This window comes from Burkholderia pseudomultivorans (assembly GCF_902499075.1).
In the GTDB taxonomy this organism is placed as follows: domain Bacteria; phylum Pseudomonadota; class Gammaproteobacteria; order Burkholderiales; family Burkholderiaceae; genus Burkholderia; species Burkholderia pseudomultivorans.
In genome coordinates this window covers 465239-490940 of record NZ_CABVPP010000001.1, presented here as the reverse complement: position 1 = coordinate 490940, position 25702 = coordinate 465239, and the positions used below count along the sequence as shown (strand labels likewise).

Here is a 25702-nt window from a genome sequence, read left to right as displayed (position 1 = left end):
GTGCGACTGGCGCAACCGGTCTACATCGATGCGGAAAACATGGGCCTGCGGGCCCATGTTGCTTTTTCGGCTGCCGCATGACGCTGCGTGCGCGTCGACGAACGCGCGGCTAATAAGAAAGAAGGATTGAACCAGATGAACCAGATGAATCCCGCCTTCGTGATGCCCGACGTGCAGAGCACGGTGGATACCCGTCAGATCACGATTCAGCGCGTGGGCGTGAAGGCGGTCCGACATCCGTTGACGGTGCATACCGAAAGCGGCGACGTGCAGCCGACGGTCGGCCTCTGGAATCTCGACGTTCGCTTGCCGGCCGACCAGAAGGGCACGCATATGTCGCGCTTCGTCGCGCTGCTCGAGGAGCATCGTGCGGCGCCGCTGACGGTCGAGCGCTTCCGCGCGATGCTCGCGTCGATGCTCGAGAAGCTCGAAGCCGATGCGGGCCGCATCGAGGTCACGTTCCCGTACTTCGTGAACAAGACCGCGCCCGTGTCGGGCGTGCAGAGCCTGCTCGACTACGAAGTGACGCTCGCGGGCGAACGCCGCAACGGCGAGACGCGCCTGTTCCTGAAGGTGCTCGTGCCGGTGACGAGCCTGTGCCCGTGTTCGAAGAAGATCTCGCAGTACGGTGCGCATAACCAACGCTCGCACGTGACGATCGACGCCGAGCTCGCGGCCGACCTGCCGGTCGAGGCGCTGATCCGCATCGCGGAGGAGGAGGCGTCGTGCGAACTGTGGGGCTTGCTGAAGCGCCCGGACGAGAAGTTCGTCACCGAGCGCGCGTACGAGAACCCGAAGTTCGTCGAGGATCTCGTGCGTGACGTCGCGACGCGTCTCGATGCGGACGAGCGCATCGTCGCGTATGTGCTCGAAGCCGAGAACTTCGAATCGATCCACAACCACAGCGCGTATGCGCTGATCGAGCGCGACAAGCGGCAGGCGGCGTAACGTACGCTTCGCCTGTGGCGCGCCTCGCGCCAAACAAAAAGCCGCTCGGACGAGCGGCTTTTTTGCATTCGTGCGCTGCGCCCGCGCGTGAGGTTCAGCGCGCGAGCGACGCGAGATCCCAGCGCGGCTTCACGGTGAACGCATAGTCGGCGTTCGCCTGTTCGGGCCAGCGCGCGAGCCGCAGTGCGCCCGCGAGCGCGATCATCGCGCCGTTGTCGGTGCACAGCGCGAGATCGGGGTAGTGCACGTCGAAGCCGCGCTTCGCCGCAGTGGCCGACAGCGTTGCGCGCAGCTGGCGGTTCGCGCCGACGCCGCCCGCGACCACGAGACGCTTGAGCTTCGTCTGCTTCAGCGCGGCGAGCGACTTCGCGACGAGCACGTCGACGGCCGCATCGACGAAGCCGCGCGCGAGGTCGGCTTTCGCGCGTTCGAGCGCTTCGCCGGTCAGCTTCGCCGCCTCGAACTTCTTCATCTGCGTGAGCACGGCCGTTTTCAGCCCGCTGAAGCTGAAGTCGAGATCGCCCGAATGCAGCATCGGGCGCGGCAGCACGACGGCGCCCGGCGTGCCCGTTTCCGCGAGCTTCGATACTTCGGGGCCGCCCGGATAGCCGAGGCCGATCAGCTTCGCGGTCTTGTCGAATGCTTCGCCGGCTGCGTCGTCGAGCGTTTCGCCGAGGGTTTCGTATACGCCGACGTCGGTCACGCGCATCAGCTGCGTATGACCGCCCGACACGAGCAGCGCGACGAACGGGAACGGCGGCGGTTGATCGACTAGCAGCGGCGACAGCAGGTGGCCTTCGAGGTGATGGATGCCGACGGTCGGCTTGTTCCATGCGAGCGCGAGCGCGTTCGCGATGCTCGCGCCGACCAGCAGCGCACCGGCGAGGCCGGGGCCTTGCGTGAACGCGATCGCGTCGATGTCGTCGCGGCGCGTGCCGCTTTTCTCCATGACTTCCTCGAGCAGCGGCAGCGCGCGGCGGATGTGGTCGCGCGACGCGAGTTCGGGGACGACGCCGCCGTAGTCGCGGTGCATCGCGATCTGCGAGTGGAGCGCGTGCGCGAGCAGGCCGCGCTGCGTGTCGTAGAGCGCGAGGCCGGTTTCGTCGCAGGAGCTTTCGATGCCGAGAACGAGCATGGGTGCGGGCGGGGCGCGCTGCGTCGAGCGCGCCGCCGGAATGTCAACGTAACCGGAAAGTATAGCAGGCGAGGGCCGGCCGCCGCTGGCGGCGGTCCGGGTGCGGTGCCGGGCAGGTACAATCCGCGCCATGGAAACTTATGACATCGCCGTGATCGGCGCGGGCGCTGCCGGCATGATGAGCGCCGCGGTCGCCGGGCAACTCGGCCGCCGCGTGGTGCTGATCGACCACGCGCCGCGGCTCGCCGAGAAAATCCGCATCTCGGGCGGCGGCCGCTGCAACTTCACGAACCTGTACGCGGGGCCCGACAACTATCTGTCGGCCAATCCGCATTTCGCGCGCTCGGCGCTGGCGCGCTATACGCCGCGCGACTTCCTCGGGCTGCTCAAGCGGCATCGCGTGACCTGGCACGAAAAGCACAAGGGCCAGCTGTTCTGCGACCACGGCAGCGATGCGGTCATCGATGTGCTGAAGCACGAGTGCGATGCGGGCGGCATCGCGTGGCGCCGGCCGGTCGTCGTCGACGCGGTGCGCCATGCGCCGGCGGACGGTTTCACGCTCGACACGCAGCAGGCCGGGCCGATCCGGGCGCGCGCACTGGTCGTCGCGACCGGCGGCCTGTCGATTCCGAAGATCGGCGCGACCGATTTCGGCTACCGGCTCGCTAAGCAGTTCGGCCACAAGCTCGTCGATACGCGGCCCGCGCTCGTGCCGCTGACGTTCGCGCAGCAGGACTGGGCGCCGTTCGCGGCGTTGTCGGGCGTGTCGCTGGAAGTGCGCGTGTCGACCGGCGACAGGAAGCGCGGCGGCGAATTCGTCGAGGATCTGCTGCTGACCCATCGCGGGCTGTCGGGGCCCGGCATCCTGCAGATCTCGAGCTACTGGCAGCCGGGCGACCCGATCCGCATCGACCTGCTGCCGCAGCGCGACGCGATGGCCGACCTGCTCGACGCGAAGCGCAGCTCGAAGCGGCAGATCGGCTCGCTGCTCGCGGACTGGGTGCCGTCGCGCCTCGCACACGTGTGGCTCGACACGCACCGCGTCGCGGCCGACGCGCGGCTCGCGGACTTGCCCGACAAGACGCTGCGCCAGATCGGCGACGCGCTGACCGGCTGGACGCTGACGCCGAACGGCACCGAAGGCTACAAGAAGGCCGAGGTGACCAAGGGAGGGGTCGACACGCGCGAGCTGTCGTCGGCGACGATGATGAGCGCGCGCGTGCCGGGGCTGTTCTTCGTCGGCGAGGCGGTCGACGTGACGGGCTGGCTCGGCGGCTACAATTTTCAGTGGGCATGGGCGTCCGGCACGGCCGCCGGGCAGGCCGCGGCGGAGTTCGCGCGCGGCGCTTGACGCGGTAGTGCCTTTGTGCAACGGCTCTGCTATACTCGGTAGTCTTTCCCTGCAAACCTTTATTCGTGTCGGATCATGACGATCATTCGCGTTAAAGAAAACGAGCCGTTCGAAGTTGCCATGCGTCGCTTCAAGCGCACGATCGAGAAGAACGGTCTGCTGACCGAGCTTCGTGCGCGCGAGTTTTACGAGAAGCCGACCGCCGAACGCAAGCGCAAGAAGGCTGCGGCGGTAAAGCGTCACTACAAGCGTATCCGCAGCCAGATGCTGCCGAAGAAGCTGTACTGAACGATTGAGCGCCGCGCGGTTCGCTGAGCGGCGCACCGGCGAATTCCACGCGATCGGGCAGGGAGCCGCCGATGCCGGATTCGAGCAACCCGCTTGAGACATTGTCCAAGCGGGTTTTTGTGTTGACGCCCTTTGCGGGCGTCGGGTTCACGTTTCCACCCCGGGTGAAAGATGAGTTTGAAAGAGCAGATCAGCGATGACATGAAGGCCGCGATGCGCGCGAAGGAAAGCGAGCGTCTCGCGACGATTCGCCTGCTGATGGCCGCGATCAAGCAGCGCGAGGTCGACGAGCAGGTCACGCTCGACGACGCGGCCGTCACGGCCGTGATCGACAAGATGATCAAGCAGCGCAAGGACTCGATCAGCCAGTTCCAGGCCGCGGGCCGCGACGATCTCGTCGCGAAGGAACAGGCCGAGCTAACCGTGCTGGCCGGCTACATGCCCGAGCAGCTGTCGGACGCCGAAGTCGCCGCCGAAGTGCAGGCTGCGGTCGCGCAGACGGGCGCCGCCGGCCCGCAGGACATGGGCAAGGTGATGGGCGTGCTGAAGGGCAAGCTCGCCGGCCGTGCCGACATGACGGCCGTTTCCGGGCTGGTCAAGGCCGCGCTGTCGGAGTAAGCCCGTTGCCCCGGTGCACCCTTCGGTGCGTGCGCCGGGGCGTCGCATGACCTCTTTTCGCTCGATCCCACGGTGATTCCGCATTCGTTCCTGCAGGATTTGCTGAACCGCGTCGATATCGTCGACGTGGTGGGCCGGTATGTGCAGCTCAAGAAGGGCGGCGCCAATTTCATGGGGCTGTGCCCGTTTCACAACGAGAAGAGCCCGTCGTTTACCGTCAGCCCGACCAAGCAGTTCTATCACTGCTTCGGCTGCGGCGCGCACGGCACGGCGATCGGCTTCCTGATGGAGCATGCGGGGCTGACGTTCCCCGAGGCCGTGCAGGAGCTCGCGCAGTCGGTCGGCCTGACCGTACCGCACGAGCCGTCGATGCGCGGCGGCGGTGGCGGAGGCGGCGGGGGCGGCGATTATCCGGCGCCTGTCTCGAAATCGGTCGCGACCGCGCTGTCCGACGTGATGTCGACTGCCTGCGACTACTATCGCAAGCAGTTGCGCGGCGCGACGGCCGCGATCCAGTATCTGAAAAACCGGGGCCTGACCGGCGAAATCGCCGCGCGTTTCGGGCTCGGCTACGCGCCGGACGGCTGGCAGAACCTCGAGACGGCATTTCCCGACTATCGGGACGACGCGCTCGTCGAGGCGGGGCTGGTGATCGTCAGCGAGAAGACCGACGCGCAGGGCGTCGCGCGGCGCTACGACCGGTTCCGCGAGCGGATCATGTTCCCGATCCGCAACGTGAAGGGACAGGTGATCGGCTTCGGCGGCCGCGTGCTCGGCGCCGGCGAGCCGAAGTACCTGAATTCGCCCGAGACGCCGCTGTTCAACAAGGGCAGCGAGCTGTACGGCCTGTTCGAGGCGCGGCTCGCGATTCGCGAGCGCAAGTATGCGCTGGTGGTCGAAGGCTACATGGACGTCGTCGCGCTCGCGCAGCTCGGCTTCCCGAACGCGGTTGCGACGCTCGGCACGGCCTGTACGCCGATCCATGTGCAGAAGCTGCTGAGGCAGACCGACACCGTCATCTTCAGCTTCGACGGCGACTCGGCCGGCCGCCGCGCGGCGCGGCGCGCGCTCGAAGCGTGCCTGCCGCATGCGGCGGACAACCGGACGATCCGGTTCCTTTTTTTGCCGCCCGAGCACGATCCGGACAGCTACGTCCGCGAGTTCGGCGCGGAGGCGTTCTCCGAGCAGGTGGAGCGCGCGATGCCGCTGTCGCAATTTCTGTTGAACGAAGCAATTGCCGGCAAGGCGCTCGATCAGCCGGAAGGCCGCGCGAAGGCGCTGTTCGACGCGAAGCCGCTGCTGCAGGCGCTGCCCGCGAACGCGCTGCGCGCGCAGATCATGCACATGTTCGCCGATCGCCTCGATATCCCGTTCGAAGAAGTGGCGGGGCTGTCCGACGTCGATGCGCGGATCGCAGCGGCCCCGCGCCAGGCGCCCGCGCGCAGCGACCGGCGCCGCGTGACGGACAGCGAGAAGCGCGCGCTGCGCACGCTGGTGATGCATCCGCGAATCGCGTCGCAGCTCGACGACGAACAGATTGCGACCCTGCACGCGCTGCCGCGTATCGGCGAACTGTTCGCCGAAGTCGTCGAGCATGCGCGCGCGCTCGGCGACGGCGCGGAGTTCCGGCTGCTGTCCGACGTCCTGCGGACCTCCTCGAACAGCGCGACTTACGAGGAAATCTTCCGCGAAATTCTGGACTATGATGAAAACGTCCGCGATTTGCTGTTACAGAATCCGGAAGACGAGACGGTGTCCGAGCGGCAGCGTGAACAGGAACGGATCGCGGGGGAGGAACTGCAGGCAGCGGTGCTCAAGATGCGTTACGACGCGTGCTGCGACCGGCTCGACCGGCTGGCGCGGCAGTCCGCTTTCACACCCGAGGAATTGGCTGAATTGATGGAATTGAACCAGCAGCGGACCGACATGAAACGTCGGCTCGGGCTGTAGGCGGCCGGGGCGCCAGGAGAGGGCTCCCCAGCGTGCTATAATATAAGGTTTCCAGCGGTTTGTTTTCTAAGCAGAGGCGAGATTCGCGATGGCAAAGACGACAGGCGGAAAGAAAGCAACGGGCAAGGGCTCGACGGAGCCGACCAAGAAGGTCACAGCGGCCAAGTCTGCTTCTTCCTCCAGGACAACGTCTTCAGCCACATCAACCACTGCAAGAAAGAAAACCGCGGCCGGCACTGCTCAGGCTGCGCCGGCGCCGGCAGCCAGAACACGGGCTGCCGCCAGACCCGACTCCGGGCCGGCCAAGCCGGCGGCGAAGCGGGCAAGTGCGAAAAGCGCAAGGGACACGACTGCCGCGGCGGACGAAACGGCAGTACGTACTACTCATGCACCCACGGTTCAACCGGCTGTCGTCCAGCAGCCGCGAGTCGATATAGCCGGTACGGCGAACTCCATGACGAAAAAGCTGAACGAAGTATCCGTCGATGACGACGCAAATCAGAGCGACGCGCAGCCCGCAGCCGCGGCTGCCCCGGGCAAATCCAAGGTGCGCGATCGCCGCGCCAAGGAAAAGGCGCTGCTGAAGGAAGCGTTCGCGACGAGCACGCCCGGCACGGCCGAGGAGCTCGAAGAGCGCCGCGTGAAACTGCGCGCGCTGATCAAGCTCGGCAAGGAGCGCGGCTTCCTGACGTACGCCGAAATCAACGACCACCTGCCGGACAACTTCACCGAGACCGAAGCCCTCGAAGGCATCATCGGCACGTTCAACGATATGGGCGTGGCGGTTTACGAGCAGGCGCCGGACGCGGAAACGCTGCTCCTGAACGACAACGCGCCGGCCGCGTCGTCGGACGACGAAGTCGAAGAGGAAGCGGAAGTCGCGCTGTCCACCGTCGACTCCGAATTCGGCCGCACGACCGATCCGGTCCGGATGTACATGCGCGAAATGGGCACGGTCGAGCTGCTTACGCGCGAAGGCGAAATCGAGATCGCGAAGCGGATCGAGGACGGCCTGCGCCACATGGTGATGGCGATTTCCGCGTGCCCGACGACGATCGCCGACATCCTCGCGATGGCCGAGCGCGTCGCGAACGAAGAGATCCGCGTCGACGAACTCGTCGACGGCCTGCTCGATCCGAACGCTTCGGACACCGACACGGACGGTTTCTCCGCGAAGGAAGCGGAAGAGATCGAGAACGAGGACGAGGACGCCGAAGAGGAAGAGGAAGAAGAGGAAGAGGAGGACGATGACGGCGCTGCGCAGGCGACCGCCAACGCCGCCCAGCTCGAAGCCCTCAAGCGCGCATCGCTCGAGAAATTCGCGCAGATCAGCGAGTGGTTCGACAAGATGCGTCGCGCGTTCGAGAAGGAAGGCTACAAGTCGAAGTCCTACCTGAAGGCGCAGGAAACGATCCAGGCCGAACTGATGACGATCCGCTTCACCGCGCGTACCGTCGAGCGTCTGTGCGACACGCTGCGTGCGCAGGTGGACGAAGTGCGTCAGGTCGAGCGCCAGATCCTGCACATCGTCGTCGACAAGTGCGGGATGCCGCGTTCGGAATTCATCGCGCGCTTCCCGGGCAGCGAGACCGATCTCGACTGGGCGGAGAAGATCGCGGCCGAAGGCCATTCGTACAGCGCGGTCCTGTCGCGCAACATCCCGGCGATCCGCGAACAGCAGCAACGCCTGCTCGACCTGCAGGCGCGCGTCGTGCTGCCGCTGAAGGACCTGAAGGAAACCAACCGCCAGATGGCGGCCGGCGAACTGAAGGCGCGCCAGGCGAAGCGCGAGATGACCGAGGCGAACCTGCGTCTCGTGATCTCGATCGCGAAGAAGTACACGAACCGCGGCCTGCAGTTCCTCGACCTGATCCAGGAAGGCAACATCGGCCTGATGAAGGCGGTGGACAAGTTCGAATACCGTCGCGGCTACAAGTTCTCGACGTATGCGACGTGGTGGATCCGCCAGGCCATCACGCGCTCGATCGCGGACCAGGCGCGCACGATCCGTATTCCGGTTCACATGATCGAAACGATCAACAAGATGAACCGCATCTCGCGGCAGATCCTGCAGGAAACCGGCCTCGAGCCGGATCCGGCGACGCTGGCCGAGAAGATGGAGATGCCGGAAGACAAGATCCGCAAGATCATGAAGATCGCGAAGGAGCCGATCTCGATGGAAACGCCGATCGGCGACGACGACGATTCCCATCTCGGCGACTTCATCGAGGACAACAACACGGTCGCGCCGGCGGATGCCGCGCTGCATGCCAGCATGCGCGACGTCGTGAAGGACGTGCTCGATTCGCTGACGCCGCGCGAGGCGAAGGTGCTGCGGATGCGTTTCGGTATCGAGATGAGCACCGATCACACGCTCGAGGAAGTCGGCAAGCAGTTCGACGTCACGCGTGAGCGGATCCGCCAGATCGAAGCCAAGGCGCTGCGCAAGCTGCGTCACCCGAGCCGTTCCGACAAGCTGAAGTCGTTCCTCGAAGGGAACTGATTTCCGGCTTTCCCTCCCGAACGCCACCGGTATTTGCAGGATACCGGTGGCGTTTGTCTCCTTTGTTGTTACAATGCCGGCCCGGCGTCTTTGTCGGGCGCCGCACGTGTCGTGCGCATGACTTCCCATCAGGGCCTGTAGCTCAGCGGTTAGAGCAGTCGACTCATAAGCTGCTGCGCTGAGGCTCGATATGCGTGTAAGTTATTGTTTTATAAGAAAATCGTTCGCCACAACCTTGGCATGCAAAATATTTTGCTACTTCTAGGCTACACGGCAGCACCTTCCGTGCGGTAAAATTCACGGTTTTGGGCCTCTAGCTCATGGCGGTTAGAGCTCTCGACTCATAATCGAGCGGTACCGGGTTCGACCCCCGGGGGGCCCACCAAACACCCTCAGAAAGCTCCTTCGGGAGCTTTTTTCGTTGGTGCCGCCTAGGCGAGGCGACGCGAAACAAAGCCAATCAGCGTGCCTTGACTAATGCGAAAATGGCCGCACATCGCGAAGAACCATACACCGCTACGGGGGAAGGGGCATGCCACGCACAATTGAACAAGGGTTCATTGATTTCCACAACAAAATTAAAACGTCTGCCGTGGAAAACGCGGCAGCGAAATCTCATCGAGCCTCAATCGAAGCCTGCTTGAGAAACAACTTTGGCTTGAACCGGTTTACTAGGATTGGTTCGTTTGGGAACGGCACCAACGTAAGCGGTTACAGTGATGTGGATTACTTGGCTTGCCTTCCAAGAACCGTGTTGACAAGAACCTCCACGGCGTCGCTTGTGAAAGTAAAAAATGCGTTGGATATCCGCTTTCCTAACACCGGTGTGAAGGTCAGCACCCCCGCTGTTGTCTGCCCATTCGGGACATACAAATCAGAAGACACAGAAATTGTTGTGGCTGACTATCTGAGGGAGGAAAAGGGCTTTAAGGTCTATGACATCGCGGATAGTAGCGATGGTTGGATGGAGGCGAGCCCCGATGCTCATAACCACTATGTTGCGGAGGTTGACCGGAAACATGGTGGCAAAGTCAAGCCGCTGATTCGGTTTATAAAAGCTTGGAAATACTATCAGAACGTCCCGATCAAGTCCTTCTATTTGGAAATGAAAGTGGCGAAGTATGCAAGCGACGAACAAGCCATCATTCATCACTTGGATGTGAAGTATTTTCTTGATCGTCTCAATAATGAAGGTTTGCTCGCTATGCAAGACCCGATGGGGATTGCTGGCTACATCTATCCTTGCAAAAGTGAGGTTCAGAAGGCTGATGCGCTATCAAGGCTAAATACAGCAGCTACGCGAGCAAACAAAGCTGAAGCTGCTCGGGCAGCAGGTAATGTGAGCGAGGCTTTCGATTGGTGGCGCCTACTGTATAACGATAAATTTCCCACCTACTATCTATGAACATCATTCAAAGGCAAGAGCTGCCCGAGAACATTGAACTTCTGGCGGCTCAAAGGAACCTCTATTCAAGAGCCAAGAACATCATTGGGATTCAAATGGTGCTCAGTGGGCCGGTTGCCATCGGTGCTGCGATTACAACCATTCTTCGGCCAGATTTGAAGGGTTATGTCGCGCTTTGGGGCATCTTGGTTGTGGTTTTTGATCTCTTTGTCTTCACGCCTTGGGCTAAGAAGCTTAGGGATAGTGCGGCTAGGGTTCAAGAACTTTTTGATACCAAGGTCTTGGGCCTAGACTGGAATGACATTTCTGTTGGCAAGAAACCCGAGCCCGAGTTGATTCATGAGGAAGCAAAAAAGTACGGCACAAGTGATGAAAAAAGGGCTGGCCTAAAGAACTGGTATCCACTCGTGATAGGTGAGGTTCCCGAGATCTTTGGTGTAATCGTCAGTCAAAGATCTAATGTATGGTGGGATTGCAAGATGAGGAGGAAATATTCTCTCTTCGTGAGAATAGTCCTAGTATCCATTGCACTGGGATTGATAGCGTATGGCCTCCACGAAAAGAAGGATATGTTTGAATTCTTGGCATATATCGTGGCACCTCTTGCCTCTACGTATGTGTTTGGCTACCGTCAAATGACGGAGCACAGTGATGCAGCCGACAGGCTGGATAAATTGAGGGATCTGTCTGAGAAGGTATGGTCAGATGCCGTTGCCGGGAAAGACGTGCCGACCCTGAGGGCTAAATGCAGAACCTTGCAGGATCAGATATTTGACCATAGAAAGAGAAATCCGCCCGTATTCGATTTCCTTTTTAAATGGTTTAGGGACGGGAACGAGGCGTTGATGAACAAGGGTGCTGAGGCTCTTGTGGCGGAAATCAAGAAGTAAAAGTAGTGCTTTCTCGGGGACTGAGGTGCCGAAAATTTCGTTTATCCACACTGGGTTTCCGGCGAACTGCATATCGCCAAACATCGTTGTCGAGGACGGGTGGGAGCAATACCCTCGACGCCTTGGGACGGGCTTTTTCGCTCGTCGTGAAGAGAAAATCTACTACTTGACTGCTCGACACTGCCTTACCAAGGACCAGAAAGAAGACATCGCAAAGATTGCTGCACGCCTGCACATTCCGTTTGCCTTGCAAGGGAGCACCGGGAAAGAAGATGATTACGTGGAATTTTCTAGTGCAATCTCGCTAAAGCATGATTCAGAAGACATTCCAGGTGAGCTCATCGATCTAGTCGTCCTTGAGGTTAATATTCCTCAAGATGGTAAGAAGAGAAAGCAGCTCCTTCACCGTTCAGTAAAGCTTCCCCCGCTTGGTGAGTGGTTGGATAACTTTGTCAATCATCCTATAGCAAAAGAAGCTCTGGACGACGGGCAGGGGATCGTATTGTCTGGTATTGGCTATCCTTACGAGGGAACTGAAACAGATATCAGCTATCCCGATGGACAGCCTGTAGAGATTGTCACGCAAGCTGCGAAGTTTGCCGGGCATTTGACCCATGGCAGCTCCCCGGATAGGCTCAGGCTAGAGAACGTTACTTGGCATCAAGATTTGAATGGCTTTAGTGGTTCGCCGGTATTTGTTGGCTTCAAAAACCAGCATGGGAAACACTATGCACTAGCGGGAATGTTGGTGACGGGCGGGTCGGGTAGGATTCATTTCATAAAGGTCGGGATCATCACCAAAGCCTTTCAGATCTAACGGCCCAGCAAAAGTATGTTCACGAGAAAGCACCCGCATGGGTGCTTTTTTTATATCTTGGTTTTTGGCGTGCGCTCTTCCTTCTGAGCTAGCTCCGCTTCCAATGTTTGTTTGCTCTTGTAGGCTTGAGCCCACTTGTGTAGCTCAGGGTAGAAGTTTCCGTTCCCAGTGATTTCAAGCACTGCATCGATACTTGCCCCAGCCTCCACAAGGTACGGCACAACGTTTATTCTATCTGCATGTGTCGCTAGTTTGACTGCTCTTTCTTCCTGAGCATGGACGTCTGCGCCTAGTTCCACCAAGCATTGAACAGCTTCAAGATATCCACCTTCCGCTGCAAAGCATAGTGTCTCCCCATCGTTAACATGAACATCTGAGCCACGTTGGACTAGATGTTTGATGATTTCGCATTGACTATGTTTTGTGGCGATCTTGAGATAGAAGGGTTCTTTGAGATCGAAGCCTAAAGATTCAAAGTAAAGAGCGCCATCCCAATCTCCGTTGGCGATGGCAACGGTTAGCCTGTCACCCATGTTCCCTAGTTCATCCACTAAGTTCATGACGGCACCTAGGTTGCCTTCCTCTTGGTGGTAGTCCATTTCTTCTTCTATTTCACTCACCGTTCTATCGCCCATTGTTTATCCTTGTTTTTGCCTTTTAATATACTAAATATGGGGGTGAAGTCAATGGGTGGGGTTGACTTTTCTGATTCATTTTGTAGTTTAGAGAAATATTGCTGTTAACTACAAAATGAATCAGAGGAGTGTGTATGGATAAAAACAATGAAAAGAAGGTATGTCTGGTGGATTTCATCACTGAAATTCCTAACAAGCAATTGCCACAGTATCAGGAGCAGGCTGAGCAGGCGAAGAGGGCGGTTGCTAATGCCATGAGGTGGCAGATCGAGGAGGCGCGCAAGAAGTGCAAGGAGTTCAAATGTAAGTACGACGAGGACAGAGACGCGGAGAGTTGGGCGGGCTTCTGCGAATGGCGCAGCAAGGTTGCTGGCCTCGTTTCCGGGGAAAAGAAGCAGAAGGCCCAGGCTGAGAAGCTGGTCTATCTGTTTGAGCTCCTTGCCGTCAACCGCGTGCCCGAGGAGCATATTACCTACAGCCTCATCCAATTCATTTCGAAGCAGTTGGATGGACGCAGCTTGGACAAGGAGAAGTGCTTGGATCTCCGAAGCCACTACAAGCCCCACAAGGCCGTCTACCAGGTGCCAGAGGATAAGCGGCAGCTCTGGGCAGCAATCAGCCTTAATTACTCTGTTGCAAACAAGGGCAGTGGGGCTAGGCGCGCCAAGATATGAAGATGTTCAAAATATTGGCTTTGAACGGGGAGTATTTTGTGTGTGGCTAGTAAAACAAAAACCACCTTCAGGGTGGTAGTTGTGCTTCTGGTGCTTGTTGGCCGGCTATTGGGGGCCGCCCTTGTTGGGTAGAAAATTTGAAAAGCGAACGGAGCTTTCATTAGGCACATCCATGACGCACCATTGAATCTTTCCAATCTCACGTCGTTTCCCAACCTTGCTGCTGCGAACATCTGCATGTCCCAAGATATGCTTTCCCTGCGTTTCAATCATAATTATGAGAATGTCTTCGGATTTCACGTGTCCATGAATTTCCCCCATCTGCTCCATGACGAACTGACGTTCCTCCTCTGTCCCTGTCCATTTGGAGCCTTCCGAAAACATCATGATGGCATCAGCTCCAAGAAAGTGACAGGCAACCTTTAGAGCCGTTACATAGTCCTCTTTGCTGGCAGAATCAAGAGGGGCTACAAGTTTGCTGTCCCCTTTGATAATGATGGCTAGTGGGTCCCCAAGCTCTTTGCCTTTTTTGAACTCGTGTTCAAGGTGATTGATGCTCTTGAAGTAGAGTCCGCTGATGCTTTTGCTTAAGCCAATTTCAGTGACTTCGTTGTAGTGTCCATTTTTCATAGTTTTCTCCTTGTAGTAGTTGTTATTTGTCTCGTTAAGCTGCTTGCCGAAGAAGCTCTTTGGCTTGGAATTCCTCTGCAATTTTCGTTTGCACCTGGTCGCAACGTGCCTGAGCCATCTTGAAGAACTCTAGGTTCTTCTCAAAACCGATAGCCTTACGTCCTTGTTTCCAGGCACTCACAATCGTGGAGCCACTGCCACAGAAGGCGTCGAGAATGAGGTCTTGTGGGTTCGTGTGGTTCTTCACAAGAGGGTCAATCATCCATGAGTACTTCTCAGTGGGATGCTTGGTGGTCTTCTTGCCAATGGAGCCCTCGTAGCATTGAGTCATTTCCTTCTGGACGCCGAAGTTAAAGGTGTAGCTTTTGCCCTTGGTAAACCAGATGGCCTCTTCGATGCTTGAGCGATAGTTCAATTTTGTAATGCCAGGGACAGGGTTGACCTTCTTGAAGTAGAGCTTGTTCTTGAAATTAAGGTCAAACTCTTGCTCAATCAGATAAGTGATTAACCCGGTGTATTTTCGGTCGAGAAAAAGGATGCAGCTCGCACCATCCTTCATGACACGCTGAAACTGAGCCACGTATGGCTTGAACCATTCCCAGTAGGAGTTCATGTCTTCCCAGGCATCCTGGAAGTCGTTGCCCCATGCTTGGCTAGTGGATACAATCTTCCCACCCGACTTGGTGAGTTTTCCCTTGCTGGCGATACCGTAGGGAGGATCTGTAAGCACCAGATCAACAGATGCTGTTGGAAGATTGCTCATGCCAACAAGACTGTCTTGATTAATTACACCTTGGTTGAGGCATTGGTTGAGATAATCAGTTTGTTTGTTTTTCTCGTTCATGCTTTTCTCCTTGTTGTTAAGCATGTACGCAGTTTATTTTTTTGATCGACTTATCTCATTGCGCCTAATCTTTGTGCTCAATGTGTATAAAGAAGACAATGCGCGCATTCTGGGGATTTCCTAGAATGCTTGACACTCAGGAAATGGGAGTTTTGGGGTGAGCCACGGTGATTGGGACAAAGACCTTGTAGCGATGCGAACCCGCTACTGGGGAAGGGCAGTCAAGGAAGAAGCGGGCAAGACCTTTGGTGTTGGGAAGAAAGACAAGGATTTCATCGATGCATGCCGTTTCGGGAAGACAGCTCTGTCCGAGCTTGGAGGCATGCCTTGGGCTGACTATCTTGTGGGTAAGAAGAATCCTGTCTACAAGTCCGTCGATGCCGTTGAGAATGTCTTACCGGGGACAGCAATCAGTTTCTACAAGGGGCCCAAAGGATTGGAGCTCTGGAACATCCTTGCTGGCAACGTCAAGGACGCAGAAGCGATGCTGGACAGCACCTTGGAGGCTGAGTACGGTGCTGAAGCTCCGAGGGGGTGGGATTTGGGGCAGAAGCTGTTCTGGCTCGTTCTGTCCATATTGGCCTTTCCACTTGCTCCGTTCGTGGAGCAAATGACCCAGGAAGGGCTTGTACGAGATGGAGAAGCACTGCCTTGGTCCGATATCCAGCACCTTGTAGATCGCGGGACAATCAATCTACCTATGGACGGCGGTGCGGTCCGGCTGGCATCTCTGCTGGCCACGTGCGACGACGCGAGAAAGATCTACACCCTTGACAGCACGTTCTCTGCCTTCGGCCCACGCCTTGTGAGTTATGCCTTTGAGCGCCACAGCAGTGGAGCGGTGGATCTGGGTTTTTCGCCAGAATTCATCGTTGCTGCACTTGGACTACTTCCGTTGGCGGAAGCCGCAAGCAACAACAGGCTCGCGCACATAGCCAAAGTCCTCAATCAAGGACTGATCCTTGGCGTTATCGCCTACGAAATGCCTGTTGTCCACGCCGACCTAGAAAGCTATATACAAAGGAAGTTGATCTGATTTCATTAAAAATTGACATATCGGCTGAATTTCATACTTTACTCTTTGTAGACGGAGTAAGGTATGGAATGGTTGAGGACGGTTCTCTGGAAAATAATGAGGTGGCTCTACATGGAAAACTCAAGAGAGTTTGAGGTGCAGATCGAGCACCTGAATGGCTTGTTGGCTCTTTCAGAGAAGGATCTGTTGGATGTCGAGGAGACAACGTTCTTGGCAGAAAGATATGTCCTTGGTGCGTCCGCCTTTGATCTTGCTGCGCTGCTATGGGAATTTAGATTCGGTAAATTTTATAGGGAAGTCCTCATGTTGTGCGCTGATGGTGACATCGAGGAGATAAAGTCGTTGTGCAAGCAATTCTACCGAAGCGGAAAGAGCGCGAGGGAAGTAGTACAGGAGATCAAAAATAGAAACCTGGTAAAGCGGAGGGCGGTGAGCAAGGATGTGCAGCAAATGTCGTCAGATCTGGAGCCGTAAAGTAGCATGGGCGGCGTAGCTGATATGTTGCTATAGAGAAAACATGGAATTTTAATGAACGGGAAATTAAAAGCTTTTGCTGTAGGTGTGGGGAAGCGGGTGAAGTATCTTGTCAGTTATGTCGGGCACATAATTCTGTGGACACCTCCAAAGGAACATGTTTCTCTACTGCGAGTCTTAATTGCGGGATGTGGATACGGTATAGGAATAGCTGCATGGACGTTGCTAAGAGCACAGGATCACGAGCATCAGAAGCTCTTCTTGGAAATCATAGTTTTCGTTTTTGCTGTCATTTCGGTGTTTGAAATATCCGATGGCGTGGTTCTTGGTAGAGACGATCTAGAAACACTGAAGGGAGGTGGGCAGGCGGCGATTGAGTTGGTGCCGAAGTTGCTTGTCGACGCATCGCAAAAATGCAAAGTCGGGTTGGTCTTCGCTATCTATGGATGGCTGGCCGACTTGGCTGTCAAATACTTGCTTTGAATCATGCGAAAAGAAGCACACATATCTTGATGGATAGGCCAACGAGTGCGGCTGCGACAATTGCACCAAGAACGAACTCCTTGGATATTTCGTCGCCCATGTTGCGTGTGCCTTTTTTCGTATTTGTTGTTTGTCGCATATCATCTCCTCGTTGTGCTTCAAGCTAACAAAGCATCGCGAAAAGTCAACTCATCGAGTCTCTCGATTTGTACCCACTATGGCATGAGCAGGGGTTGCCGGGTATGATGTCGGCTGATGTGCTTGGACTCAACTATCGACAACCACTACGGGGTGAGCAATGGCAAGGGTTGCAGTGCAGCCGGTGAATCTCTTGGACATGATCAAGTATGTCGCAAAAGAGCAGGGCTTCAAGATTTCTGATGTGAATGGTAGTAGCTCAAAGTTTGATCTTTATATAAATCGGCATCATGGCGTTGCTTTCCGCGTTTCCCAGCCTTCGGATTACATCCAGGTTCATCAATGGGAAGAAAACACGAGTGAATATGGGCGCGCAGTCTATTCAATCAGAAGCCATAGCGACGCAATCCAGTTTTGCAATATCCTGATTGCAAGCGCTGGCATCCGCGCCAAGCGAAAGCAGTAAGGAGTGCGGCATCATTGAAAGAGCACCTTCGGGTGCTTTTTTTGTGCCTGGTTTTCTAAATGGAACACGTAGTGCAAGCCGCTAGGCTTTTCCCGAAGACGAGGCCCGCGCCGATTGAGCGAGGAGGCAAACTAAAAGAGCACCCAACGGGTGCTCTTTGCTTATCTGAACCTGTCATTGCAAATTTCTAAGCCTCACGGCGCTTGAGTGGATGAGAATTGGGAATCAGAGTTGTTGGCTGCGAGTGCTGAATCTTTCTCAGATTGCTTAGCAATGATTTCATTGCAGAGGGATACACATTCGTCGCAGACATAGACGTTCGGTCCAGCTATCAACTGTTGTACTTCATGATGAGTCTTGCCGCAGAACGAACAGTGAAGCGTGTTGGATTCTTCGGGTGATGCTCGCTCTTTGTATTCTACTTTGGGAGGGTAGGCACGCTTGCCCAATTCCTTGAATACCATCGATCTCAATGTGGATAGCTCGTGGTTCACTTGCCACAACTTTATCCATAAGAAGACGACTGCGCTGAAAAGGGTGGTTAACACTAAATTCATATTTTTCTCCTTGTTATAGTTGTTTTGTCGTCGTCTAGTTCTCGCTGCAACTTTAGGGTGCTATCGACCTTTTGAATTTCTGGGACATAGTACAAGGCGAGTCCAGACACCCAGTTGAATTTCTGATACCCCGAGCGTATGAAGGTATCGCCGTGATGTTGGGTGAGAATATGCGGAGGAAAGGCTTGGTCTACTACCTAATGCTGATATAGGAAGTTCATAACTTCCTTGATACTTCGCTCGTCTCGTCCAAGAATCTCGTTCCACTTACTAGGAAGGTTTAGCCATACCTGACCTTTCTTTTTAAGGGCTGCCTCTATATCCGTTGAGACATGGATGAACCAGTCCCTCCTGAGCTTGTGCGATCTGTGAGAAGTTTGGATGCTCTCTAGCATCGTGGTAACTCATGAGAAGGGTGTAGAACCCAGCATTGGTCTCAGGAGCGGTATTTTCAAAGAAGAATCGAACGGCATCTTCTGACACTTCGATACTTTTTTGTTCTGCCAGAGACTTTACTACTTCCCTGAAGAACCGTTTTTTGTCCTCATCGGTCATCTTCATATTGGTTTTTTGCCTTAGGTCCTGATTTAGCCTTTTTGTATGAAAGCTTGTGCTTCGCTAGATAGTTTCGCAACTGCCTTATATCCCCGCCAATCATGCTATGAAGCTCTTGAGCTGTATATTGACTTATATCGATATTCAACAGCTTGTCGAAATTACTTGCCCCTCGTTTCTTCTTGTATTTCATCCCGTTTTTATCAAGGTATTTGAGCATGACATTCTTGCGTACCTTGTTGTCAAGTAGGCTAACCAATTCATCTGCCGTGTATTGCTCTGTATCTATTGAATGAAGCTTTTCCCATATCGGAGCCATTTCTGCCTTTGGGCGGCGGTCTTTAAAGGTTGGAATGTTGTGCTCAGCGATAAGAGGGGCTAGTGTTCGATGTGTTGTGCCAATCATTCGAGCCAATTGATTGGCGGAATAATTTTGAGTTTCAATCGTGCTTAGCTTTTGTAGCAAGATGGCGCGATAGAGTGTTTTTTTCTCCATCTCTATTTTTATGTATTCGTACGGCTAGTTCTCCTCGTATTTTCTTATATGGGATATTGTGAATGCGAAGGTGGTGTCGAAAAGTTCTTAAGGTTTCACTTTCGCCAAAGATTTCATATAGCTCTTGGGATGTGTATTGCCTTGTATCAACTGTTTTCAATTTTTCAAGGAGGGTAGCTATTTCTTCTCTGTTTCTTCTGTTCATTCTGTTTCTTGTCGCGCTTTTGTGCGGAACTTTGTGGTATGAGAGGATATTGCAAAAGGCTGCCAGTGTTCCATCTTTATCGATAAGCTTATGAAGCTCTTGGGCTTTATATTGGCTTGTATCGATTGATCTTAACTTTCCGAGAATGGCTGCGACATCCATTCTCTTCCTTCTGCTGCCCTTGAATGGAATTCGTTTTTCATATAAGAAAGAACGCAAGACAGAGAAGCTGCCACCCACCATTTCATGAAGTTCCTTTGCGGTATAGTTGGTGGTATCAATTTTGGATAGCTTTTGCGCTAGGCTGAAAGAGTGAGGGATGCCGTTCTCCTTGAGTAGGTAAGATAGAGCACTGAAACTGATGTCACCTAGTCCATCTATTGGCAGTTTGTGGATGTCGTTGATCGATAGGTGGGATGTATCAAATTCCATCAAGGCTTTGGCGATCAATGTGTTTTTGATTTTTTTCGATTTGTTGGGCAATAAGTACAACTCATCGGCGCGTTGTAATGCTTCGTGAACTCTCTGCCTACTAACGCGAATCTCCTTCGCAATGCTGCTGGATGTTACTTTTGTGCCTTGCTCTTTAAGTTTGCTTATGGCTGCGTGTATCCTGTCAATGGTGGATTGTTCTTGTTCAAGTGGTTTTATTTTCTTAAATTCAGATAAATTTCCAAGCTCTCTTTCTTTTTCGCTCATTAATTCTCCTTGGCAACATTATTTCTTCTTATAACTGAAAAAATGTTGCTGTCAAGGGGTGGCTATTTCATACCTTGTTCCTTTTTTGGGTTGGAGGGTTTTCCTTGTTTAAGGAGCTGGAAAGCTTTGTTTTGAGTTTTTTGACCTTCTTCCATTCCTTAGCCCACCCACGAATTTCCTCTGTGCCTGGAACCTTGCTCTTGATAACAACACCTACATCCAACCCAAGTTGAGTGACTAGGTACTGAACGAGCCCCAAGCATTTCGTCTTCATTGCTTCTTTGAGGTGGTCATTCGTGATCTTGGCACGATGAGAAACTAGGAGCTGAACCAACTCAATGGTCTCGGCAGTCTTATCACCTTCTTCGGTATTTCCTGCCCTCTGAATCACATGAGAAAGCGCTTCTGGACCATGAAAGCTCAAATTGACCTTGGGCTTGTTTTCTGGCTGAAGCAACTCCTCTATGGTGGATTTGTTGCCATACCATGTAGCAGCTTGGAGAAGAACCTCCTCATCGGTATAGAGTTCTCTGGTTCCTTCCTGTTCGTAGTGCATTTCAAAAAGACGCATTCCCATGCGTCGAGCCATGGCAACGTTTTCATCCAAGGGTGGTTTTGATGGTTGTTCGTCTTTCATGGTCATGATTACTGAGCCTCCTCATCGTTTTCTGGTCCAAGATCAAACCCGACATCTGAACTCGTGTCAGAGTGAATGGAGGGCAAGGTTCCATTTCTGTTCTGTAATTTCATCTCGGCAATCTGATCGAAGATGCCTTTTGGTTTCTTAGCTTGGTAATCGATATACCATTTCTGTTTGAGAATGTATTCCGCCTCTTTCTTCAATAGAGTGTTGATGCGCTCCTCCATTGTTACACCTTGAATCTTGTATGCGCGTTTCAAGAACAAATACAAGTCATCGTCAATGCGCGCACTAACGCGGGTAAGAACTTCATCTGCAACATTTCCTTGTTTGAATAATTTTGATTTGGTTGGTCTTGTCATGTTTCATTCCTATGTGTTTATCAACATCAATATAGCCACCGCTTTATCAATGTCAACGATGTAAGAGGAAAATATTCATCTAAGCAAGCCGGTGATGGTGTTTTATTTTTTATATTGTCGTGAAGATCGGCGTGAATCAATCATTTCAAATTGCTCCATGTGCATGAAGACATGGAAACGAATTTTTATAAATCGCAAAGTTAGCAATTTGTAGACTTGATGGGAATGCCATATCAAGTCTATGGGTGAACCAAAATGCAAAATCAATAAATGGTATTGCACCGTGATTTTTCTCATGCACAAGAAAACGAAAAATTTCGAGAGTCATGTGCGGAAATTTGTATAATTTGGATAGTCTCTGAAATGTAGACATTTTCATCATCAAGTACCTAACCCCTAAAAACATAAGCACACACGGAATAGTCTGCGACTTTTCCATATGTGCTCACGCTCCTAACCCTCTAACTACAAGGCTTCTGTCTAGGACACCCTGGTCATCTCTTTACTTTTCCCTTTTTCACGTTAAGATAAATAAAAAAGGGGTGAATAAAATGGCGACTAAATCTGTCAGAATCGATGAGGCTCTAATTTTAAAATCAAAAGAAAGACGCTTTCAGTCGGTTAATCAATATCTGCTCTATCTTCAAGAGTACGAAGAGGCCCACAAAAGAGGCACGTACAACCAAGTTTTAGAGTCCCACAACAAGGTCGTGACCTTCCTTGAAGTCGAGCGGCTTCAACTTGATCGTTTAAACGAAACTCTGTCTTTCTTTCTAGAAAAGCTGGATATTGAGCTTCAACTTTCACAGCGAGAGCGTGACTTTCTAGAGCGCTTAATGCGTGCTAACGAGAAGAAAGGTACTTGGTCCTATGATGAAAAGAAGAAGGCAGGCACCACAAAAGATGGGGCTAAGAAATGAGCGCGACGAATCAACTTCCAGATGATTTCTCAGGGGTAGCTGAATTCAAAGTCATCTGCACTGACATTGCGACAGGAATCGACACCGCGTCCATCTATACGAAGTATTACCGCAATGGAGCCCTTCACAGAGAGGATGGTCCTGCTGTACTTCTTGATGGCAAGCCACATGAATATTGGGTGAGTGGAGGGCGGTTCACTGAAGAGGAGTTCAATGCTTATTTGGAAAGGATGAAACTCAAGGAGACCCTTCAGGTTGATCTGGACGTGAAGGCCGATAATAATGAGAAAAGCAAGATATGATTAATGTGGAATGGCGAAGTGTTGCCCATGGATTCGATTACAAGAAATACCTACAGAGGCAAGTGCAAGATGTGCTGGATGACTTGGACGATATGCAGGCTGATCCCAAGATGGCTTACTATGCAAAGTCAGGGGAATTTACTGTTCACAACCTAACTAGAATTTCAGGGGGATTGGCTGAGAGATTTGATTTGCTTGGTGAGGCAACCATCAAGAAACTCAATGTGATTTCAGAGCTAGAGCTTGGTGAGCACCCAGATGTGAAGAAGTCCCTAAATATCAAATCCAAGGTAAAGCACATATTGACGACACCCGACTATCCAAACGGTATAGAGGTATCCAAGAAGGACGTCAAGCGTGGTTTTGCCGTCTTAAAAAAGAAAGGCAGTAAAGACAAGAAAGATGCGATCCGTGTCGATTTCACCTTGGACCAGATCAAGGAGGAGGTGGTAACGAATCGCCGCACTTCCTTGGAGCTTATCTTCTCTCTGGACAAGTCCTTTTCTTACCTGTTCTTCTCAGATAAGTTGAGCCTTGAGCAGAAGAAAGCGATGCAGGAGATCATCTTTGAGGCCAAGCACAAGGCTATGGAAGAGATCATTTCCCCAATGCTTGTTGATCTACATGGCGAGCGTGGGGAAATGCTCTTTTACGATTTCATGCACTTGGATAATCGAGAGCAAGATCCGCACATTCATATTCACAGCAACGTCTCCAACCTTATTCGCTTCGAGGACGGCACCTACCGTGTGATCGAGCCACGAGAGCTCTTCAAGAACGGGACGGCCGAGAGGGTGGACTTCCAGTTCAAGTCCATCGTGCTTCAGATGATGGCCGAGCGCTTGCCTGAAATCCCTATCGAAGCCTACGACAAAGATTTCCAGGTAGTGGAGGGCAAGGCAGGTGGGGGCATCTCAGAGATCAAGGATTTCAGAGTTGCCTTTGACGACGAAACCACACGTGCCATTCGTGCCAAATACACCCACGATAAGAAGCTCAAGGACCGCATCGATCTGGACAAGCGTGAGCTCTACCAGAAGTGCCAGAACGAGTTGGGGGAGTTGGAAGCTCAGTACACCAGCGGTCAGTTGAACCAGGACGCCTACCTCAAGCAGGTTGCCAAAACCAACCAGAAATATCAGAAGGACTACGAATTTCTTTCCTCTCGAAAGTACAACAAGCAGGTTCAACGCGAGCTCGTGAACAAGAAGGAGATCGTCTCCCTACATGAGAAGCAGGAGCAGTTGGTCCAGAAGGTTGCGGAGATCGATATCAAGATGAAGAAGGCAGACCAGGTGAAGGAGATCCGCCGTGCCTGGTCGGATGAACAGATCCTGGAAAACCTCACCAATCGCAGTCCCAAGTTCACCCGCAACGATCTGATACGAGACATCGCCAAATACCGCGGCCTTGGCGTAGAAGCCGCATGGGTGGCTGACGCCATGCTGCGCGATCACCCAGACGTTTTTGCGCTGCCACGGACCAACACGAACAGCAACAGCCCCTATGACCAGCCTACCTTCACCTTGCGTTCGTTGGCCGAGCTGGAGTACCAGAACATGGAGCTCATGAGGGGATTGGTCGACAACCGTGTGACTACGAGCTGGGTCAAGAAGCTAATCGAGCAGGCCGAGATAGCGGGTAGTTTCACGTTCAAGGACGAACAGAAGGAGTACATACAAAATGTGTTCTTGCCGTTCGGAGTGAGCATCGTCGTGGGCCTTCCAGGCACTGGGAAGTCGTTTGCTATGCGCCATGCTGTAGATATCGCCAGAACCAAAGGCAGGAAGACCTACGGCTTGGCACCTACCGGCAAGGTGTCTAGTGCCATCGCTCATGAGGCTGGAACCGACTACGCGGCCACCATCGACAAGTTTCTGATCGACGTGGAGCAGGGCAAGGTTGAGCTTCATGCTACCGACATTATTTTTGTGGACGAGGCGGGCATGATCGGCACGCGCAATTACCATCGCCTGTTGGTGGCTGTGGAGGCCGCCGGCGCCAAGCTCGTGCTCATTGGAGACAACAACCAGCTCGATCCCGTATCTGCCGGGAACACCTTCAACGAGTTCATCAAGGAGCACGCTGGAAAGCCATACACCACGATCCTTTCCGAAATAAGCCGCCAGAAGAACAAGGATGCGCTGGAAGTGGCGAAGACCGTCTCGGGCCAGAAGAGCATGGCCGCACGTGGTGGAACCGCTCAGGAGCGATTGGAAGCTTGGCAAACCGATAGAGAGGCAGCTACGCATATCGTGGAAGCTTTCGATCTGCTGGAAGCCACTGGCCGAGTTCAGCAGTACAACACCACCAAGCAGATGCTCACGGATGTCATGGACAGGTTCTCCAAGGCTCCCGAAACCTACGAGCAGAAGATCTTGCTTGCCTCCACCAACAAGACGGTCGACACGCTAAACGGCCACATTCAGGCACAACGTGCCAAATCGGGTGAGCTTGGAGAGAAGGTTACGGTTGCTGGTGAAGAATTCTATGTGAGTGATCGAATCGTTATCCAGAAGAACAACAAGGAGGTCAAAAATGGAGACTTCGGCACGATCAAAGAAGTGAATAAAGATGGTTCTCTAGTTATCGCTTTCGATAACGGACAGCGAAAAACAGTGAACCCTACCAAGTCCAAGATCAACCTTGGATATGCCATGACGGTTCATAAATCCCAAGGTGTGACCAAGACGCAAACCTTCCATGTCGGTGAAGAATCAGCATTGAACAATGCCCAGTTGTTCAACGTGGCAGCAACACGAAATACCCAATACTACACCTTCTTTGCTGTCAAATCTGAATATCAAGCAGTCAAGCAATCTTATTGTAGAGCTTCAGACAAAATCAGCTTGTTGGATGTTCGAAATATTATCCAGAGCGAAGAGCAAGCCAATCCTAATCGTGCGGCTGATTTGCAGAAGAGACTTGAGAAGAAGAAAGCTCGCTTGGACGCAAGTAAAGGAGCTTCTGCAAAAGCCAATAAAAAGGTAGTAACTGAAGAAACCATCAAGCAGGCATTTGCCGATGTCCATAAGGCTTTGCATGCATTTGTTCCTCCGACCTACGAACAGATGCAGGAACGCCTAGTCATGAACTTCGGCTGGAACTGGAAGGATTCCAAGGAATGGATTGTAGCGGCTGCTAAAGAGGGTAGATCTGTTTATGCAGACAAGTCTCAGTTTGATAGTGCCAAGGAAAGGCAATATGCCGTGCGTTCATATGTCAGCAAAAAGATTGATGACATGTTTGATGCGAGTGGAAAAACTACCGGGTATGGAAATAAGAGGAAAGCCAAGGTGGAGAAGGAATCCTTCGTTAGCTCAGTGCCAACGGTCTCCGAGGTCAAGAAGTCTATGTTCGCTTTGCGTGGGGTGGAGGAAGAAGAAGAGGATTTGACCTACTACCAAGCGCAAATGCTATTACTCTCTGAGTTGAGATACAACTTGGGTGAAACGGAAGCTTGGCTCAAGGAGGCTGCTGAACGGATTAAGCAGGAGCAGGCCGAGTACTTGGCGAGCCTACCCAATGACGAGGAAAGAGAATTGACCGTTGAGCGAATGATTAGCGATACCGTCAAATACATAGTGGAGCGTGATAGGCACAAAGTCGATAAGAACAAGCCTATTTAAATATCTCTGATTCACTTAACAGCGGACCAAAAAAGCACCCCGAAAGGTGCTT

At 53.6% G+C, this 25702-nt stretch carries 26 protein-coding genes, 1 tRNA gene and 1 pseudogene; 18 read left to right on the top strand and 10 right to left on the bottom strand.

Translation table 11 applies throughout. From position 1 onward, the window contains the following. The first annotated feature begins 135 nt into the window (after positions 1-135). Positions 136-948 carry a GTP cyclohydrolase FolE2 gene (gene folE2, locus BST28156_RS02175; RefSeq protein WP_174901350.1) on the top strand — a complete coding sequence of 271 codons (813 nt, stop codon included), beginning with the start codon at positions 136-138 and terminating at the stop codon, positions 946-948. Positions 949-1042: 94 nt separating this feature from the next. Here folE2 and tsaD read toward each other — a convergent pair whose 3' ends face one another. Continuing rightward, positions 1043-2083 carry a tRNA (adenosine(37)-N6)-threonylcarbamoyltransferase complex transferase subunit TsaD gene (tsaD, locus tag BST28156_RS02170; protein ID WP_060245846.1) on the bottom strand — a complete coding sequence of 347 codons (1041 nt, stop codon included), beginning with the start codon at positions 2081-2083 and terminating at the stop codon, positions 1043-1045. 121 nt (positions 2084-2204) lie between these two features. Between tsaD and BST28156_RS02165 the strand changes: the two genes are divergently transcribed. The 9 genes from BST28156_RS02165 (at position 2205) to BST28156_RS02125 (ending at position 11905) form a co-directional block, all read left to right on the top strand. After that, positions 2205-3434, top strand: a complete 1230-nt coding sequence (locus BST28156_RS02165; protein WP_302477991.1) for a BaiN/RdsA family NAD(P)/FAD-dependent oxidoreductase — start codon at positions 2205-2207, stop codon at positions 3432-3434. 75 nt (positions 3435-3509) lie between these two features. Next, positions 3510-3722 (top strand): 30S ribosomal protein S21, encoded by a 213-nt coding sequence (rpsU, locus tag BST28156_RS02160; RefSeq protein WP_004190342.1) that lies wholly within the window; start codon positions 3510-3512, stop codon positions 3720-3722. 171 nt (positions 3723-3893) lie between these two features. Beyond that, positions 3894-4340, top strand: a complete 447-nt coding sequence (locus BST28156_RS02155) for a GatB/YqeY domain-containing protein (RefSeq protein ID WP_174901348.1) — start codon at positions 3894-3896, stop codon at positions 4338-4340. Between the two features lie 72 nt (positions 4341-4412). Further along, positions 4413-6290, top strand: a complete 1878-nt coding sequence (gene dnaG / locus BST28156_RS02150; protein WP_174901347.1) for a DNA primase — start codon at positions 4413-4415, stop codon at positions 6288-6290. Positions 6291-6378: 88 nt separating this feature from the next. After that, positions 6379-8793 carry an RNA polymerase sigma factor RpoD gene (gene rpoD / locus BST28156_RS02145; protein WP_174901346.1) on the top strand — a complete coding sequence of 805 codons (2415 nt, stop codon included), beginning with the start codon at positions 6379-6381 and terminating at the stop codon, positions 8791-8793. A gap of 307 nt (positions 8794-9100) precedes the next feature. Next, positions 9101-9178 (top strand) — tRNA-Ile (locus BST28156_RS02140). Positions 9179-9325: 147 nt separating this feature from the next. After that, positions 9326-10198, top strand: coding sequence for an SMODS domain-containing nucleotidyltransferase (locus BST28156_RS02135; RefSeq protein WP_174901345.1), 873 nt, complete (start codon positions 9326-9328; stop codon positions 10196-10198). After that, positions 10195-11088: an S-4TM family putative pore-forming effector gene (locus BST28156_RS02130; RefSeq protein WP_165981709.1), complete on the top strand. Its 894-nt coding sequence runs from the start codon at positions 10195-10197 to the stop codon at positions 11086-11088. Before BST28156_RS02135 ends, BST28156_RS02130 begins: the two co-directional genes overlap by 4 nt. A gap of 166 nt (positions 11089-11254) precedes the next feature. Continuing rightward, entirely contained in the window at positions 11255-11905 is a 651-nt protein-coding gene (locus BST28156_RS02125) for a hypothetical protein (protein ID WP_174901344.1), read from the top strand. A 50-nt stretch (positions 11906-11955) separates the two neighbouring features. On the opposite strand, the gene BST28156_RS02120 is transcribed toward BST28156_RS02125, so the two are convergent. Then, the gene (locus tag BST28156_RS02120) at positions 11956-12540 is read right to left on the bottom strand and encodes an ankyrin repeat domain-containing protein (protein ID WP_165981707.1); all 585 of its coding nucleotides are present in this window, start codon (positions 12538-12540) and stop codon (positions 11956-11958) included. 134 nt (positions 12541-12674) lie between these two features. Between BST28156_RS02120 and BST28156_RS02115 the strand changes: the two genes are divergently transcribed. Further along, positions 12675-13214, top strand: coding sequence for a hypothetical protein (locus BST28156_RS02115; RefSeq protein ID WP_174901343.1), 540 nt, complete (start codon positions 12675-12677; stop codon positions 13212-13214). 105 nt (positions 13215-13319) lie between these two features. On the opposite strand, the gene BST28156_RS02110 is transcribed toward BST28156_RS02115, so the two are convergent. Together BST28156_RS02110 and BST28156_RS02105 are read right to left on the bottom strand one after the other, a co-directional pair. After that, on the bottom strand, positions 13320-13844 hold the full coding sequence (locus tag BST28156_RS02110; RefSeq protein WP_174901342.1) for a hypothetical protein: 525 nt from the start codon (positions 13842-13844) through the stop codon (positions 13320-13322). A 34-nt stretch (positions 13845-13878) separates the two neighbouring features. Then, positions 13879-14688 carry a DNA-methyltransferase gene (locus tag BST28156_RS02105; RefSeq protein WP_174901341.1) on the bottom strand — a complete coding sequence of 270 codons (810 nt, stop codon included), beginning with the start codon at positions 14686-14688 and terminating at the stop codon, positions 13879-13881. A gap of 157 nt (positions 14689-14845) precedes the next feature. Here BST28156_RS02105 and BST28156_RS02100 point away from each other — a divergent pair, with 157 nt between their 5' ends. From BST28156_RS02100 to BST28156_RS02085, 4 genes are all read left to right on the top strand, one after another. Continuing rightward, a complete protein-coding gene (locus BST28156_RS02100) occupies positions 14846-15724 on the top strand; it encodes a hypothetical protein (protein ID WP_174901340.1) in 879 nt (292 codons plus the stop codon). Between the two features lie 63 nt (positions 15725-15787). Continuing rightward, the gene (locus BST28156_RS02095; RefSeq protein WP_174901339.1) at positions 15788-16198 is read left to right on the top strand and encodes a hypothetical protein; all 411 of its coding nucleotides are present in this window, start codon (positions 15788-15790) and stop codon (positions 16196-16198) included. 54 nt (positions 16199-16252) lie between these two features. Continuing rightward, positions 16253-16681: a hypothetical protein gene (locus BST28156_RS02090; RefSeq protein WP_174901338.1), complete on the top strand. Its 429-nt coding sequence runs from the start codon at positions 16253-16255 to the stop codon at positions 16679-16681. A gap of 331 nt (positions 16682-17012) precedes the next feature. Beyond that, positions 17013-17285, top strand: a complete 273-nt coding sequence (locus BST28156_RS02085; RefSeq protein WP_174901337.1) for a hypothetical protein — start codon at positions 17013-17015, stop codon at positions 17283-17285. Positions 17286-17515: 230 nt separating this feature from the next. On the opposite strand, the pseudogene BST28156_RS35160 reads toward BST28156_RS02085, so the two are convergent. The 6 genes and pseudogenes from BST28156_RS35160 to BST28156_RS02055 all read right to left on the bottom strand — a co-directional run. After that, positions 17516-17665, bottom strand: a pseudogene (locus BST28156_RS35160) (ClpX C4-type zinc finger protein); the annotation flags it as partial. 480 nt (positions 17666-18145) lie between these two features. Continuing rightward, positions 18146-18403 carry a hypothetical protein gene (locus BST28156_RS02075; protein ID WP_174901336.1) on the bottom strand — a complete coding sequence of 86 codons (258 nt, stop codon included), beginning with the start codon at positions 18401-18403 and terminating at the stop codon, positions 18146-18148. Beyond that, on the bottom strand, positions 18387-18893 hold the full coding sequence (locus tag BST28156_RS02070; protein ID WP_174901335.1) for a hypothetical protein: 507 nt from the start codon (positions 18891-18893) through the stop codon (positions 18387-18389). Before BST28156_RS02070 ends, BST28156_RS02075 begins: the two co-directional genes overlap by 17 nt. Then, complete coding sequence (locus BST28156_RS02065; RefSeq protein ID WP_174901334.1) at positions 18838-19797, bottom strand: hypothetical protein; 960 nt, start codon at positions 19795-19797, stop codon at positions 18838-18840. The genes BST28156_RS02070 and BST28156_RS02065 overlap by 56 nt, the downstream gene beginning before the upstream one ends. A 67-nt stretch (positions 19798-19864) precedes the next feature. Beyond that, positions 19865-20440, bottom strand: coding sequence for a hypothetical protein (locus BST28156_RS02060; protein WP_174901333.1), 576 nt, complete (start codon positions 20438-20440; stop codon positions 19865-19867). 2 nt (positions 20441-20442) lie between these two features. Continuing rightward, positions 20443-20799 (bottom strand): hypothetical protein, encoded by a 357-nt coding sequence (locus BST28156_RS02055; RefSeq protein ID WP_174901332.1) that lies wholly within the window; start codon positions 20797-20799, stop codon positions 20443-20445. A 551-nt stretch (positions 20800-21350) separates the two neighbouring features. On the opposite strand from BST28156_RS02055, the gene BST28156_RS02050 reads away from it, so the two are divergent. Genes BST28156_RS02050 through BST28156_RS02040 form a run of 3 tightly spaced genes read left to right on the top strand, consistent with a single transcriptional unit; the run spans position 21351 to position 25650 of the window. Beyond that, complete coding sequence (locus tag BST28156_RS02050; protein ID WP_174901331.1) at positions 21351-21719, top strand: hypothetical protein; 369 nt, start codon at positions 21351-21353, stop codon at positions 21717-21719. Beyond that, entirely contained in the window at positions 21716-22021 is a 306-nt protein-coding gene (locus BST28156_RS02045) for a hypothetical protein (protein WP_174901330.1), read from the top strand. Before BST28156_RS02050 ends, BST28156_RS02045 begins: the two co-directional genes overlap by 4 nt. After that, on the top strand, positions 22018-25650 hold the full coding sequence (locus tag BST28156_RS02040; RefSeq protein ID WP_174901329.1) for an AAA family ATPase: 3633 nt from the start codon (positions 22018-22020) through the stop codon (positions 25648-25650). The genes BST28156_RS02045 and BST28156_RS02040 overlap by 4 nt, the downstream gene beginning before the upstream one ends. Positions 25651-25702 lie beyond the last annotated feature (52 nt).